Origin of the sequence: Vibrio diazotrophicus, assembly GCF_038452265.1 — a bacterium.
In the GTDB taxonomy this organism is placed as follows: Bacteria; Pseudomonadota; Gammaproteobacteria; order Enterobacterales; family Vibrionaceae; genus Vibrio; species Vibrio diazotrophicus.
The window spans coordinates 512,188-526,891 of the sequence record NZ_CP151843.1 but is presented as its reverse complement, the minus strand read 5'-3'; the positions used below and the strand labels follow the sequence as shown (position 1 = coordinate 526,891).

Annotated in this window: 15 protein-coding genes; 4 read left to right on the top strand and 11 right to left on the bottom strand. The window is 41.2% G+C overall.

Annotation, left to right across the window (positions count from 1 at the left end):
- Positions 1 to 219: 219 nt before the first annotated feature.
- Positions 220 to 1,113 carry a LysR family transcriptional regulator gene (locus tag AAGA51_RS17690; protein ID WP_042487089.1) on the bottom strand — a complete coding sequence of 298 codons (894 nt, stop codon included), beginning with the start codon at positions 1,111 to 1,113 and terminating at the stop codon, positions 220 to 222.
- Positions 1,114 to 1,226: 113 nt separating this feature from the next.
- On the opposite strand from AAGA51_RS17690, the gene AAGA51_RS17685 reads away from it, so the two are divergent.
- Positions 1,227 to 1,850, top strand: coding sequence for a DsbA family protein (locus tag AAGA51_RS17685; protein ID WP_042487092.1), 624 nt, complete (start codon positions 1,227 to 1,229; stop codon positions 1,848 to 1,850).
- Positions 1,851 to 2,039: 189 nt separating this feature from the next.
- Here AAGA51_RS17685 and yciH read toward each other — a convergent pair whose 3' ends face one another.
- Positions 2,040 to 2,351 carry a stress response translation initiation inhibitor YciH gene (yciH, locus tag AAGA51_RS17680; protein WP_042487096.1) on the bottom strand — a complete coding sequence of 104 codons (312 nt, stop codon included), beginning with the start codon at positions 2,349 to 2,351 and terminating at the stop codon, positions 2,040 to 2,042.
- A gap of 1 nt (position 2,352) precedes the next feature.
- The gene (locus AAGA51_RS17675; protein WP_042487098.1) at positions 2,353 to 2,727 is read right to left on the bottom strand and encodes a DUF3319 domain-containing protein; all 375 of its coding nucleotides are present in this window, start codon (positions 2,725 to 2,727) and stop codon (positions 2,353 to 2,355) included.
- Positions 2,728 to 2,828: 101 nt separating this feature from the next.
- Between AAGA51_RS17675 and AAGA51_RS17670 the strand changes: the two genes are divergently transcribed.
- Positions 2,829 to 3,788, top strand: a complete 960-nt coding sequence (locus AAGA51_RS17670) for a tyrosine-type recombinase/integrase (RefSeq protein ID WP_042487099.1) — start codon at positions 2,829 to 2,831, stop codon at positions 3,786 to 3,788.
- Here the strand turns inward: AAGA51_RS17670 and AAGA51_RS17665 are convergent.
- Together AAGA51_RS17665 and AAGA51_RS17660 are read right to left on the bottom strand one after the other, a co-directional pair.
- On the bottom strand, positions 3,772 to 4,776 hold the full coding sequence (locus tag AAGA51_RS17665) for a D-alanine--D-alanine ligase (RefSeq protein WP_042487102.1): 1,005 nt from the start codon (positions 4,774 to 4,776) through the stop codon (positions 3,772 to 3,774). The genes AAGA51_RS17670 and AAGA51_RS17665 overlap by 17 nt on opposite strands.
- A gap of 150 nt (positions 4,777 to 4,926) precedes the next feature.
- A complete protein-coding gene (locus AAGA51_RS17660; RefSeq protein WP_042487105.1) occupies positions 4,927 to 5,502 on the bottom strand; it encodes an SPOR domain-containing protein in 576 nt (191 codons plus the stop codon).
- 216 nt (positions 5,503 to 5,718) lie between these two features.
- On the opposite strand from AAGA51_RS17660, the gene AAGA51_RS17655 reads away from it, so the two are divergent.
- Positions 5,719 to 8,409 carry a bifunctional acetate--CoA ligase family protein/GNAT family N-acetyltransferase gene (locus AAGA51_RS17655; RefSeq protein WP_042487108.1) on the top strand — a complete coding sequence of 897 codons (2,691 nt, stop codon included), beginning with the start codon at positions 5,719 to 5,721 and terminating at the stop codon, positions 8,407 to 8,409.
- A 47-nt stretch (positions 8,410 to 8,456) separates the two neighbouring features.
- On the opposite strand, the gene AAGA51_RS17650 is transcribed toward AAGA51_RS17655, so the two are convergent.
- From AAGA51_RS17650 to AAGA51_RS17630, 5 genes are all read right to left on the bottom strand, one after another.
- Positions 8,457 to 9,344 carry a LysR family transcriptional regulator gene (locus AAGA51_RS17650; protein WP_042487111.1) on the bottom strand — a complete coding sequence of 296 codons (888 nt, stop codon included), beginning with the start codon at positions 9,342 to 9,344 and terminating at the stop codon, positions 8,457 to 8,459.
- 515 nt (positions 9,345 to 9,859) lie between these two features.
- A complete protein-coding gene (locus tag AAGA51_RS17645; RefSeq protein WP_042487114.1) occupies positions 9,860 to 10,111 on the bottom strand; it encodes a hypothetical protein in 252 nt (83 codons plus the stop codon).
- Between the two features lie 8 nt (positions 10,112 to 10,119).
- Positions 10,120 to 11,826, bottom strand: coding sequence for an SgrR family transcriptional regulator (locus AAGA51_RS17640; protein WP_042487117.1), 1,707 nt, complete (start codon positions 11,824 to 11,826; stop codon positions 10,120 to 10,122).
- Positions 11,827 to 11,907: 81 nt separating this feature from the next.
- Positions 11,908 to 12,141, bottom strand: coding sequence for a DUF3389 domain-containing protein (locus tag AAGA51_RS17635; protein ID WP_042487119.1), 234 nt, complete (start codon positions 12,139 to 12,141; stop codon positions 11,908 to 11,910).
- Positions 12,142 to 12,594 carry a hotdog fold thioesterase gene (locus tag AAGA51_RS17630; protein ID WP_042487121.1) on the bottom strand — a complete coding sequence of 151 codons (453 nt, stop codon included), beginning with the start codon at positions 12,592 to 12,594 and terminating at the stop codon, positions 12,142 to 12,144. It abuts the gene before it with no gap.
- A 94-nt stretch (positions 12,595 to 12,688) separates the two neighbouring features.
- On the opposite strand from AAGA51_RS17630, the gene AAGA51_RS17625 reads away from it, so the two are divergent.
- The gene (locus AAGA51_RS17625; protein WP_042487123.1) at positions 12,689 to 13,480 is read left to right on the top strand and encodes a M48 family metallopeptidase; all 792 of its coding nucleotides are present in this window, start codon (positions 12,689 to 12,691) and stop codon (positions 13,478 to 13,480) included.
- Positions 13,481 to 13,536: 56 nt separating this feature from the next.
- On the opposite strand, the gene AAGA51_RS17620 is transcribed toward AAGA51_RS17625, so the two are convergent.
- The gene (locus AAGA51_RS17620) at positions 13,537 to 14,619 is read right to left on the bottom strand and encodes a metalloprotease (RefSeq protein WP_042487126.1); all 1,083 of its coding nucleotides are present in this window, start codon (positions 14,617 to 14,619) and stop codon (positions 13,537 to 13,539) included.
- Between the last annotated feature and the right edge of the window lie 85 nt (positions 14,620 to 14,704).

Genomic DNA, 14,704 nt, shown 5'->3' with positions numbered 1-14,704 from the left:
TTTCTAGGATCGAATAGCGTACCTGTATTGCACCGATAACTACTCTGTTCCCTCTGCATTTTACATAACTGGCATTTACCATAAAATACCTAATAACTACATTTATCATCTGTGATTAAAAATGTAGTTATTAGGATGTAAACCTTTCTATAACTGATGAGATTTCATTGATACGCATCGGTTTAATTCATGCCGGCTTTTAGGCATTCATTGTTTGCGCTACCATCGATGCTTTGAAAAGTACTCTGAGATAAAATCGATATAAGCCCTGACAGCTTGAGATAAATATTTTCTCGATGAATACAAAGCGTAAATCTTGAGCTTGCTTGGTTGCCAATCAGGTAAAACATGAACCAGTGAACCCGATTCTATCTCTGAAGAAACTAGATACGTAGGTTGAAGTGTCACCCCCATCCCACACTTTGCAGCATGCAATAGTACTGTAGCCTCATTTGCAGATAAGCAAGGTTCAATTTCAATAGACTCATGCTGTTCACCATAGCTTAAATGCCATACATGTTGTTCGAAATGTTTATAACCAAGACATTTGTGACTCAACAAATCTCTTGGGTTAATAATTGTCGTATGCTCAGCGATATATTCTGGTGAAGCGACTAAAACCGATTGGCAATCACCAATTGGTTTACCAATCAAGGAAGGATCAGGATTTGAAGAGATTCTTATCGCTAAGTCTATCTGCTGCTCAACCAGATCAGTGACTGTATCTTCGACATTAATATCTACAACTATATCTGGATAATTGTCCATAAAGAGCTTTGTGGCTGGTACTAACTGGGAAAATCCAAAAGACATACTGGTTGAAACTTTTATTCTGCCTTTTAGAGAATCTGATGAACCAGAGTGAGTAATATCTGCAAGTTCTTCGCCGGCAAGAAGCCAGCTTTCCACCTGCATTAAACAGTTTTTGCCTGCTGACGTTAAAGTCACCTTTCTCGTTGTGCGATGTAGCAACCGAACGTTTAGCCACTCTTCCATCGACTCTATATAACGGGTAACCATGGGTCGTGACATACTCAGTCTGTCCGCTGTCATAGTAAAGCTACCTGATTGTGCGACATCAATGAACACTCTTGCGGCTTTTAATCTATCCATGTGATTAGTACGTTTTATGAAACACTGATGTCTATAATTAGATATTTTTCTGAACTTATCAATTTAATATATTAGTAAGCATATTAATGAAAACATCATTTGGAAGCGACAATATGACTAATATTCACTATTTCTATGACCCTATGTGCGGTTGGTGTTACGGAGCTACAGCTTTAATTCAAGCAATAGAAGAAAATCCATCGATGAAATTAATTTTTCATCCAGGTGGAATGATTGAAAAAAGAAGTATTTCTGAACAATTTAAGCAACACATCATGAATGCAGACCCTAGAATTGCGGCTTTGACTGGTGTTGAGTTTGGTGAAAGCTACATTTCGCGCCTAAGGGACAGTGAACATTTTATTGTTGACTCATACTTACCTATCAAGGCTATTCTGATTGCGGAATCTCTTGGTGTAAGCAGCTTTAGAGCACTAAAAGCGATTCAACACGCTCATTATGTTCAAGGAGTGGAAGTCTATAAGCTAGAAGAACTACAAAATATAATGAGTCAGTTCGATATTGATATTACCGTATGGCTTGAATTAATGGTCGCGAATTCTAGCCATACATTACTTGAAGATAACATCAGTCATTGTCATTCATTAATGCAAACTTTGTCGGTGTCTGGATATCCAACACTGATTGCAGAACACGAAGGTTCTCTTGTCAAATTGCCACATGAGCAGTATTACGGACGCCTAAACGAATGGAAAAGCTTATTGACGACAATTTAAGCAGTAAGAATATGGTCTATTCCGCTACTTCTCTTAGAAATGGAAAGTTATTGAATATTGCTAATTTAGTAACTCAATAACTTTTGATGACTCCAGATTATTAGGCTAAAATGACTTACCTATTGACTGAAATCTAGTAAAGAATTTTAACCATGAAGTTTTCTTTACTAGATTTAAAGAGGCAAAAAATTAACTACCAGCAAGTTTTACTTTCATACCTTTTTTCTCAAGGTGTGCTTTAATTTTATCGCGCATATCACCCTGAATTTCAATTTCACCATCTTTGACTGAACCGCCACATCCACATATTTTTTTAAGCTCTGCTGCCAACAATTTTAGTGGCGCATCATCTAGATCTAGCCCTTTAACAATGCTTACGCCTTTTCCTTTTCGGCCTTTTGTTTCACGGTGAATTCGAACAATGCCATCTCCTTTAGGTCGTTCAACTTTTTCAGGTTCCTGCTTAATACGACCAGTCTCGGTCGAATATACTAGAGTCATACTACTTTCTCTGCTGAGCTGCTGCTCTTTGTTTTGCCAATAAGTGTGCTTCAATATGTTTTTGTAACGCCAATTTAGAGCCTTTAATTAAACGTCCATTAAAAAAGCAGTACCAACCGTTAGCTTGCCCAGTATCGTTCTTTAAGGTGAACCCATTAAAGTTCTCTTCTTTTGAGCCCTGGACTTCTCTTGCTTTACCTACAGACTCAAATTCACTAGGGTCAATTAATGATGCAGTATCACACCACCAGTCGATGCTTTTTTTTACAGCGGCTAAGTTACCAGACAGGACATGGTTCTTGATTCGAACCTGCCATATATCTGCGGACTGTTTAGCTGTCTGAAGAGTGAAACCTCTATAACTCGCATTAGCCATACTTTAATCTGCTCATATTGATGTATTAACTAAATAATAATTGTATATGCCTGGTTATCAAGTATATTATTTAACAAATGCTTAAGTTATAGTGCCTTAAGATGAAAAAAAAGCTAACTTGCGTCACAGATCAAAACATTCTAAAACATAAGCTTACCGAGTTTAATAAGACGGTAAGTCTAGAACAAATGAATGACCTAACACAACATTCTTATGCACATAACTCTCTGTTAGCGCTAAAGAATGATTGGAATTTGTTTGTGAGTTTCTGCCAAAGTAAGTCTGTTATGGCACTTCCCGCTTCAGTCACAGCTACTCGCTTATTTCTCGAATCTGAAGCTAAAGTGCGTAAATATAGCTCGATAAGACGCTACAGTGTCACTATTGGTCTAATTCATCGCTTGTTGGCGCTAAAAGACCCTACAAATAATCCACAGGTAAGACAATCACTTATGGCTCTTCGGCTTAATAAAAAGGGAGACGAAGAACAAGCAACGAGTTTTACCAGTGTTCACTTAGAAGCGTTATATTCAAGCTATTCAACTTCTAAGTCGGTAAAAGAGATCAGAGATTTAGCGATTTACCATGTGATGTTTGAATGTGCCTTGAAGCGCTCCGAACTGAAAAGCCTAACGTTCAGCCAGATCGAAACTAATAATGAATATTTGGTTTTATCATTTGGACAATCTCATTACCAACTCTCCCGAAACGCAACAAATTGTTTGAACAAATGGCTAAAAATAGTCACTCGTGATAGCAATTATGTTTTTCGGTCGATAGATAAACACGGTAACGTTGCAAACAATATTCTCAATGATTCTTCGATATTTCGAATTCTAAGAAATGCTGGTACTTTACTCGGTAAACCAGAACTTAAATTCTCTGGCCAATCAGCGAGAGTTGGTGCTGTTCAGGAATTGTCTGAACAAGGCTATAAAATCAAAGAAATTCAGGAGTTTGGAAGATGGCTTAGTCCAGCTATGCCATACCAATATGTAGGTAATAAAGGCACAGCTGAACAAGAGAAGCTTAAATTTTTCTCATTTAAGCCTTGGGAATAAGAGAACTCTTTACACACTGAGCCAAAAAGTCGGAAAACTTATGACCGTTGTGCTCTAGCATTTTAGGAAACATTGAAATTGGCGTCATTCCTGGGAATGTATTGACTTCATTTAAATACACATCCCCTTCTGAAGTAAGGAAAAAATCGATGCGTGAAAGGTGTCTTAACTTCATATGTTTAAACACTTTTACAGCACTTTGATGGATAACTTGGCGCTGTTCATCTGTAAGATTTTTCGCTTCTACTTCTGTAGTTGAGTGGCTGTCCACACTGTATTTTTCTTCATAGGTATAGAAAGCATCCTCTGGCGCAATGATTTCACCTGGTTGAGAAATGTGCAATTCACCATTAATCTCGTACGCCGCCACTTCAAGCTCACGAGGTTTCACAGCTTTTTCGACTAGAACCTGCTCCGAATAACCAAATGCAGCATCTACGGCGCCTGCTATATCTTCAGTCTTTGTGACCTTGTAACAGCCGACTGATGATCCCTGACGGGCTGCTTTGATAAACACTTTACCCCATTTATTGAACGCTTTTTTTGCGAGATCATAGGACTCTTGAGTGTTCTCAGTTAAGAATAAATAAGGCGTATTTGGAATGCCTAATGCGTCATACCATAGCTTAGAAGTGATTTTGTTGAAGCTATTGCTGCTGGCTTCAGGAGCACAACCCAGATAAGGGATTCCTGCCAATTCTAGCATTGACTGAATATCACCCGTCTCGCCCGGATACCCATGAATACATGGAACGACAAAATCCACTTTCTTCACGAAGCTGTCACTATTTAGTGTCGCGGTATTGGTATCTAAATAAACGAGCTCGTTGTTTTCTGCGAACCAACCATCTTGATTCATTTCGACACGAATGACTTCGAATTCAGGAGTTAATGCTAATTGCTGCTGCAGATAATTAGCAGAAACAAGAGATACAGCATGCTCTGAAGATCCGCCGCCGCATAAAAGAAGGATTGTTGTCTTTGTCATTGATATATCCGTGACATCTTTGAGTAAATTGCTCGTCTATCATAGTAAATTCAAGTGGAACTTACACCGTTATTAGCAACTGTTTGAATTAACTGCTTAGATAACAGTCAAAAGGGGCAAAAATGCCCCTTCACATTTAATCAGCAACGCTTAATTCAACTTGTTAAGCGTTGGAAATTCTGAATTCTTGATAGAGTCGATACTTTTCGCAAACGGCTTCAAAGATTGGAAGTCTGCAGGCAGCTCAGAGATAGCCTTTACTGCTTCTTGACGCGTTGCATAATCACCAAAAAGAATCGTGTACCACTTAGTACCATTGACTACTTTGTAGTTTTCCCAAATTGGCTGACCATCTTTTGGCAATTTGCTAGCAAATTGGTCGACTTTATTTTGGCTGCCAACAGCGACAACTTGAATTGTGTATCCGTAGCGAGGATTCATCGCAACTTGTTTTGCCGTAGGTGGAGTGATAGAAACCATAGCGTTTTTAGGACTCATCTTAACCACTTTCTTTTCCACCGGTTGTGGAGCTGTTTGAATGGCCTGAGGCGCTACGTTTGATTCTGTAATACCTGTCGCCATGCCTGAATCAGAGACAACAGGCTGTTGAACTGTAGCGACATTGTAATCTTCGCGGTGACTTTCTGAAGTGACATCAGTGGTATATGAACCTGATGAACATGCAGCTAAAATTGCTGACAAGCCTACTATTGAAATTTTTTTCATGGAATTATTAACGCTCTGATTGTAATTAATTAAATCATGCCGATTGAGGCGCCTAGAATCAAGCTTAGGCCACTAATATATAACGGTAACGTGTGATTTAGAACACAAAGTAGCCTTTGAACTGTGCTGTTATGATCACAGTGATACTAAATACGCAAACAGATATATCATTAATTGGTTAGGATATAAGCACAGTCAATTTATGGCGAGATTATCATGAACAATTTAAGTCAGTTGCTTAAACCTCAATCAGTCGCTGTAATTGGTGCATCTATTCGCCCTTTTCGCTCTGGCAACATCGTTATGAAGAACCTTCTTCAGGGCGGATTTGACGGAGCCATTATGCCCGTTACTCCCTACTATCCTTCGGTGTGTGGTGTTCTGGCCTACAAAACTATTGCTTCACTTCCCTTGGTGCCAGACATCGCCATTCTATGCACTCATGCCAGCCGTAATGTGTCCATAATAAGGCAATTAGCTGACCTCGGAGTCGCAAATGTCATTGTATTATCGTCTGATATGTACACTTTGGACGCACAAGGTTTTGAGATACAAGCTCAATGTAATGAAATAGCAAAACAGTCGGGTATGCGTATATTAGGCCCTAATAGCCTGGGCTTAATTTTACCTTGGGCAAATTTCAACGGATCTTTTTCACCTGTCACAGCAACTAAGGGCAATATCGCTTTTATTTCTCAATCTGCCGCTGTCTGTACAACGATCCTTGACTGGGCTAACGACAAACAAATTGGCTTCTCTGCATTTGTATCTTTGGGGAATGCAACAGACATAGATTTCGCAGATTTACTCGATTGCCTCAGTACTGACAAACATACCGACGCAATTTTGTTGTACGTGGATACGATCAGAGACGCCAGACGGTTTATGTCTGCCGCAAGGGCCGCATCACGCAATAGAAGAATACTTGTTTTAAAAGGCGGCAGAACAAAAGCCGGTAAGAAAGCGGCACAAATGCATACTGGCGGAGATGATACGCTCGATATCATTTACGATTCGGCAATTCGCCGCACAGGTATGTTGAGAGTAAACAATACCCATGAATTATTTGCCGCTGTAGAAACCTTAACCCACTCAGTACCATTACGCGGTGAACGACTTGCCATTATCACCAACGGTGGTGGTCCAGCAATCATGGCAACCGATACATTGTTAGATCACGGTGGACGTTTAGCTGAACTAGAAGATTCTGTTTACGAAGCATTGAACCAGTGCCTGCCGCAAAGCTGGTCACACGGAAACCCCATCGATATCGTAGGCGACGCGGATCATAACCGCTATATCAACGCGTTAAAAGCGGTGTTGGATAGTGATAACGCAGATGCCATTTTGATCATGCACAGCCCTTCAGCCATTGCACAATCAGAACAAACCGCTCAAGCGATCATAGACATAGTTAAATCTCATCCAAGAGCAAGACGGTTTAACATTCTGACGAACTGGTCCGGTGAACTCACTGCGAGACCAGCAAGGCAATTATTTAACCAAGCAGGTATTCCAACATACAGAACTCCTGAAAGTGCTGTAGTGGCCTTCATGCATTTGGTTGAATACCGAAGAAACCAAAAACAGCTGATGGAGACACCAACAACCTCTGAGGCTGTGCACGTGTCCGAGGTCAATGCGGCTAAATTGTGGATTGATGAACATTTAGACAATAACGATAAGCTACATCTAGATACCCATCAAATCGGTAACTTTCTGAAATGTTTCAACTTCAATCTACTACCCACATGGATCGCAAGTGATGCGAGTGAAGCTGTCCATATTGCAGAAACGATCGGCTATCCCGTAGCCGTAAAATTGCGATCTCCGGATATCGCACATAAATCAGATGTTCAAGGCGTGATGCTGAACCTAAGAACATCACATGAAGTATCCAGTGCAGCTGAGGCTATATTTGACCGAGCGCAGCTTCACTACCCCTCAGCCAATATCCATGGCCTACTTGTTCAAGGCATGGCGAAACTTGCTGGCGGTGAAGAGTTAAGAATCAAAGTTAAGCACGATAGTACTTTTGGCCCTGTCATTTTGCTTGGTCAGGGTGGTTCAGAATGGAATGAAGCTACGGATGCTGCGGCAGCGCTTCCTCCACTAAACATGACTCTTGCGCGTTACCTTATTGTGCGTGCTATTCGCAGTGGGAAGATTCGTCTGCAAAAGCTTCCTGTACCGATTGATATTAACGGGCTTTCTGAGTTTCTTGTGCGTATTTCACAGATGGTAGTTGAATGTCCTCAAGTCTTTGAATTGGATATTCATCCTGTACTGGTAAACGGTAACCAATTCACCATACTTGATGCCGACTTAACCTTGAAGAAATTTAAAGGTGATGCACAAAGCCGACTAGCTATACGCCCTTACCCCACAGAATTAGTTGAAGAATGCAGGGCTAAAGATGGAGAGCTCATCACTGTAAGGCCAATTCTTCCGGAAGATGAACCGCATCACGCGGAATTCATCAAAAAAGTCAGCAAAGAAGATTTGTATAAACGTTTCTTCTCAGATGTTGGCGAGTTTAACCATGAAGCTTTAGCGAATTTAACCCAGATTGATTACGACAGAGAGATGGCTTTTGTCGCCGTAATCAAAGACGGAACCAAAGAAGAAATCATTGGCGTATCTAGAGCGTTGATCAACCCAGAAAACACCGATGCGGAATTTGCAATACTCATTCGTACCGATGTAAAAGGAAAAGGCCTTGGGAAAATATTGATGAGTAGAATCATCGATTACTGTAAGGCTAAAGGCACGAAGCAAATGTCTGGCATGACAATGCCAACCAACCGAGGAATGTTAACGCTGGCTCAAAGATTAGGCTTTGAGGTTGATGTGCACTTTGAAGATGGTACGGCTGATATGGTGTTGCCTCTCAACCCTGAATCATAATAAAACGGGCAATAGGATCATTAAGATCCTATTACCTAGTGTCGATCTTAAACGAGCTTCCAATTTTTCTTGAGGTATTTAATACACCAAGATTTAGCTTCGCCAATCTTATTTCTTCGCCACGCCATGATCAGTTCCATATCCCATGCCTGAGTACCGCTGATGATTTTTAGCTTACCTTCTTTAATCAAAGGCTCAGCGACATGTTTTGGCAAAGACCCAATGCCTAGACCTTCCACCAGCGCCTGACATTTAGCATTAAAATTCGTAACCGTTAAACGAGGCTGCTTCTGAAGAATATTCACACTCATCGCAGGCTGATCTCTTGCCGTGTCGGCAATAGCAATGACGCGATACTTTTGCCTTGCTTCTTCATTAAATTCACCACTTCGTTTATGAACATAGTGGTGAGTTGCAGCAACCCATACCATAGACATAGTGCCTAGAGTTTCAGATTTAACATCTTGAGGTAGCGTATCCACTTTTGGACAGACAAGTATATCCGAGCGATCTGTTGCTAGAGATTCCCAGCAACCAGCAAGAATTTCTTCTTGTAGCCTGATGCGCGTCTTACTCACATTGCCTAATTCTTCAACCATAGGGAAAAAGCAAGCGACAGGAATAATGCCATCGAAAGCGACGGTAATATCGAGCTCCCATCCGTTGGCCAACAGAGTCGCATCATTAACCAGTTTTTCGGTCGCAGAAAGAATTGCCCTACCTCGCTCTAAAAGCAGCTTGCCTGCTTCAGTGAAGTTGGCTTTATGTCCAGAACGGTCAAAGATCATGATATCTAGGTCTTGCTCCAGCTTTTGAATCTGATAACTCAAAGAGCTAGGCGCTCTATTCAGTTCATTAGCAGCAGATGCGAAACTACCTCTTCTATCAATTGCATCGAGAATATGCAGGGCTTCAAGAGTAATAGGGCTGTGCAAAACGATATCCTTATTCTAAAAGTAAAACTCTAAGTCAATCCGCAGATGAGTTTGCAAATCTCTTATAGATTACATAAATGAATGACGGATCGATATTAGCGACATTTTCTTAGAAATTATACTTAAGAAGTTGTTTTACTGAGGCTAGAACGAATGAAGCCAGCTAAAGCTGGCTTCATGATAGTGATTTATTGCATTCAAAAAGGTATAGAAAAGTGATGTAAATGCGATAAATTATTTGTTTTCTGCCATCTCTTTTTTCACCATGACTAAAGCCGCGACGATAAAAGTGATGATTAGCGCTAATTCCATGACAACTCCAAGAAATTGAAAATGATTTGGCCTAATAAATTTAACGGCGCAATTCTAACACTTATATGAACTTAATCTACTCATAAGAACAAAAATTAACGATTTTATCGACCTTGATCAATTTCCGTACATTTCTGTTAAAAAATTTAAATTTTCATTCGCTTTCTTAACCTTTTTAGCGAAATAAAAATCATGCGAAAGGACTACTTTGTTGTGACTTTCCCACCGATAATTTTGTAGGCTGGAGCGCCCCTTATCATACATTCCCGAGCAAATTCACTGGCACAATTTGGACATTTACACGCTTCTGTTACGTAGTTTTGTACGATCCGCTCTTTGAAGCATTTTACTAGTGCCCCTTTGCCACCTTTCTTGTACTTAAATAGTTGGGTGCGGCATTTGCTGCAATAGATATCGACACTTTTTTCTGGTTGTTTTTTGTTAGGTTTTGCCATTTCGAACTCTACTCAGCAAAGCCAGACTCAAATTCAGGCTTAACCCATACCTGACTAAAATCAAACCAGCCTAAAGCGTTACATTTAGCATTCTGCAATGAACCACATTGGTCCTTGCTGACACCCAACCAACAGTGAAACATCGGAATAACCTGTCGTGATTCTACAAGAGACTTACCAATCTCTTTGCCCGGAAAGTTTGCTTGCGATTCAGCACGCCATTGGTCAATTAAACCCGACCACCTACGGAAATCGTCTGGTCGGCTCAAATGTTCAATATCAGAATCATTAAGAAGCCATCCGGCTAAGGCATCATCTCTATGACTAGCAATCCCCATCGGCTTAATCCAAATATCCACTTCTCTGGCATTTTCAACCGTGAGTTCATATTTAATAAAATCAACGCCGATACCATCTTCCTTAAGAAGTTGTTCGATGGCTTTAGCAATCATAGGAAACGTTGGGTGCTGAGCATGATAAGCAACGGTAAGTCGCTTAGGTTCAGTAGGTGTGACACTGTGACTTACAGGGACTTGATGATACCAGCCGGGTTTCAGACCGTGAGCAGGCAATACACCTAGCTCCACAATGTTTTGTTCAGGCATCAACTTAAACAAGTTCATTGCGCTTAATTTGTGACACAAGTATTCAGCCCATGTTTCATCTGCGGCAATACCATCGCGACGGTTGAGCAGCAAATAAGTGCAGCCAGGGTCTAAATCTACATCTTCAGTCGATGAGCCCCTTTTATTTTTAACGGGATTAGAAAGGCTGGGAAAGACCATCGACGAATGTGTTTCATCAATGACCCATACCTCAACGCGGTCAAGCAAGGGGCGAAATCCGAAATAGTTGTCAAAAGCTTGCAGGACAAGTCGTTTTTCGTCGTTCAACACAACCTTATACGGTCCAGTACCAATAGGCAGCAAATCAAAGTTTTCTCCACGCTCCGATTCAGGTATAAGCACCTTTGCACAACATTCTGCTAACAGCAACGGTAAGCGAGTATCAGGTTTCTGTAACCAGATATCGACAATGCAGTCCGCCGGCGATTCAACTTTATCGATGTGTGAAAATAGATTAACGAAGCGAAGATTCCATAAGCTTTCAACAACCATTTCTGTCGTCAAAAGATTCCCATTGTGGAAACGGACTCCCGGGCGCAAGTAAAACCGCCAATGCTGAGGTGTAATAGGTTGCCAGGCGTGGGCCAAATCGGGTTTTAGCTGTTCTGCTTCGTCAAAGCGGGTTAAGCCACTATAAATTTGACGAGCAATATGCTGCTCCGAGCGACGCATTGGTTTTAATGGATTAAGCACCGAAAGCGGACGATAGTAAGGAAGTCGAACAACTTGAAGCCCTTCTTGGTGCTGAACGCCAAGGTAGCTTTGAATCACTTGAGTTAACTTGCTGGCATCATGGTCAAGTACAGAAAAAGCCTGAGCAATTTTACCTTCATCAAGATATCGCCGAGCAAGATTTTCACTGACGTCAGCCCTACTTCGCTTAAATATGAGTTTGGATAGTTTTCCTCGTCCTGCCGCTGGATGCCATTCTATCCAACCTTCTTCTTCCATTTTATTAAGTACTATTCGCGCATTTCGGCGTGTACAAAACAGAATATCAACGACATCTTCAAGCTGAGCATTGGCATCTTGACCATTGAAGTGCTCAAACAATGTTTCGAACTGAACTCTTAAGCGGGGGCTACTCATAAAGAGGAAATCTCACATAACTCAAACTTTCAGTGAGTTTCCCTATTTTCAATTATTGATGCAAGTGAGTTGATAATAATTTTAGTGAATAGAACAACCTAAACATTCAGCAAGTTGCTCCAACTGTGTTTGATTATCCAGTTTCATTGACCATTTAGCTTCACTGCAATTAACCACAATGACATTTGCCCCATTGCCTAGCAGTTGAACCGCATCCGTGCTCGCTTGTAGAGTGACACGATGTTCACCGTCGAGACGAATCACAATTTCGTGCTGAGTGGCGATAATTTTACCGAATTTGAATTCAATAACCATTTATTCCTCTGTACGCAATTGCTGGCGTTCATTGCGCATTTTCTTTACCGCAATAGTCAGACGGCTTGTACAAACTAAACGTTCGCGATCATCTGTAATATTGATTTGCCAGACTTGGGTTGAAACACCAATATGTACTGGATGAGCAGTACCGATAACATGCCCTGAACGCATCGAACGAATGTGGTTTGCGTTAATGTCTAAACCGACACAATAACTCTCATTATCCACAGCGAAGTTTGCCGCTACTGAACCCAAAGTCTCTGCTAAGACGACTGAGGCGCCACCGTGCAACATGCCTAAAGGTTGATGAGTAAAATGACAAACGGGCATGGTTGCAGTAACCGTATTCTCAGTAAAAGCGGTATACACAATATTGAGATGTTCCATTAGTGTATTTTTGTTGCTTGCATTGAGGATCTCTAAGCTTATTGGTTTCTTCCATATTTCCATCGTAACGCCCTGAATCGATTTAAAGATTTAGTATTGTAGTGGTAAAGATTTGGATTGATACTATAACCCTATTATTTATGACTGGGAACGAACGATGAATAAGATAATAAAAGCTTCCTTGCTCTTTACTTCACTCGGTTTAGCCGCCTGTAGCTCGTCTCCTACTGGGCGAAATCAATTGATCCTTTTTTCTGATCAAGATATGAGCAGTTTAGGAGCAAAGTCATTTGAACAGATGAAAATCGATACACCTATTAGTAAAGATGCTAAAACCAATGCTTATGTGCAGTGCGTAGCAAATACCATTACCGCTTATGTACCGAAACAACCAAACTTTTCTCAATGGGAAGTGGTGGTTTTTGACAGTGACCAAGTCAATGCTTTTGCGCTACCTGGGGGTAAAATAGGTGTCTACACAGGGTTATTGAAGGTTGCGGTTAATCAGGATCAGTTGGCTACCGTTATAGGCCATGAAGTTGCCCACGTCCTAGCGGATCATAGTAATGAGCGTTTGTCACAATCACAGCTCGCCAATGCGGGACTACAGATAACAGATATTGCACTTGGTGCTTCTGAGTATTCTCAATACCGTGAATTAACCATGGCTGCGCTTGGTGTCGGTGTTCAATATGGTGTTCTGCTTCCTTATGGAAGAACGCAAGAATCCGAAGCTGACATTGTTGGTTTAGAACTGATGTCTAAAGCTGGTTTTGACCCAAAACAGAGTATTGATTTGTGGAAAAACATGGCAAAAGCTTCGGGTGGAAGTGCACCACCAGAACTACTGTCTACTCACCCATCGCACAGCACTCGAATTCAAGAGTTGGCGAATAAAATACAAACATTACCTGCAAGCAGCGCTAAGAGTCCAAATTGCCAAATATAGAAAAGGGAGCAAATGCTCCCTTTCTGATATGAGTTCTAGATTCTCTTCCTCAAGCTTTATGTTCCAAGTATTAATAGCGGTAAGCTGAGCAAGGTGTCACCGGTAGTCGCAAAGCCCACAATAATACTGATTAAGCCTATCAATAATCCTATATACCAGACAGAGGAAACAATCTGCCCATATCTATCTAAAGGTAATAGATGGCTTTGATGCCTGTGTTTCCATTCGAATGCCAAATCCAGTGACCCCATGATAAGCAGGAATCCCAGCAAGGTTAGTCCCAATGCATAGCTAAGCGCAATACCGCCAATAATAGCCACAATACAGATCAGCATCCCCACTCGGCTGTTCATCGAAAAGCTAATGCTCTTTAATACGTGCCCGCCATCTAAAGGCAATATAGGCAACAGATTAAACAGGTTTAAGAACGCGTTAAACACAGCCAGAGCAGCCCATAACTGACTTCCTGTTATCCAATAGACGACTAACAAAATCAGCGACAGTATGAAACCAAAGCAAGGCCCCATAATCGAGATAACCACATCTTGCCAACGCGTGTTTATCTTTTCGTCACTCAGTGCAAGCCCACCCAAAAACGGAACTAAGTAAATACCTTTGGTACGCATACCAAAATACTTCATTGCCTTTACATGACCGTATTCATGAAACACTAAGCATAGGATTAAAGCCAACGCAAACTGATAAGAGAACAACCAAGAATATGCAGCGAGGCTTGCTGAAGCGAGCACCACTTTAATCAACTTGGCACTTTTCAGGGCTTTCATACCAAGCGATACGATACCAATCAGACTAAAGCGTTTTTCAGCAGGTGGCGGCGTAAACGGAACCTGTCGCTCGATGTCCTTTTCCGTTCTGACGCTCTCTTCAACAAGCTGCTCATCAACCAATACGCGATAGTTGAGACTAAAAGGTTGCCATGTTAAATCCACCTCGAGCCGACATTCAATGACCTGCTCGCCTCTTTGCAGCTTAAAGTGATGATTGATTGTAGTCGAATCATCAACTTGGGCTTCCCGTTGTGAGACCAAGGTATTGTTCCAAAACAATTGCTGCCATCCAGCCATGGAGCCTTCGAGACGAAGAGGGTGACCGAGTAATTCCGTGTTTAATAGTTCCACAAATCTGTTCTACTCTTAGTTTAACTTGGAGCGCGATTATGCCATTTGTAAGATAAACGTAAAACTATAGGTTATATGTATATGA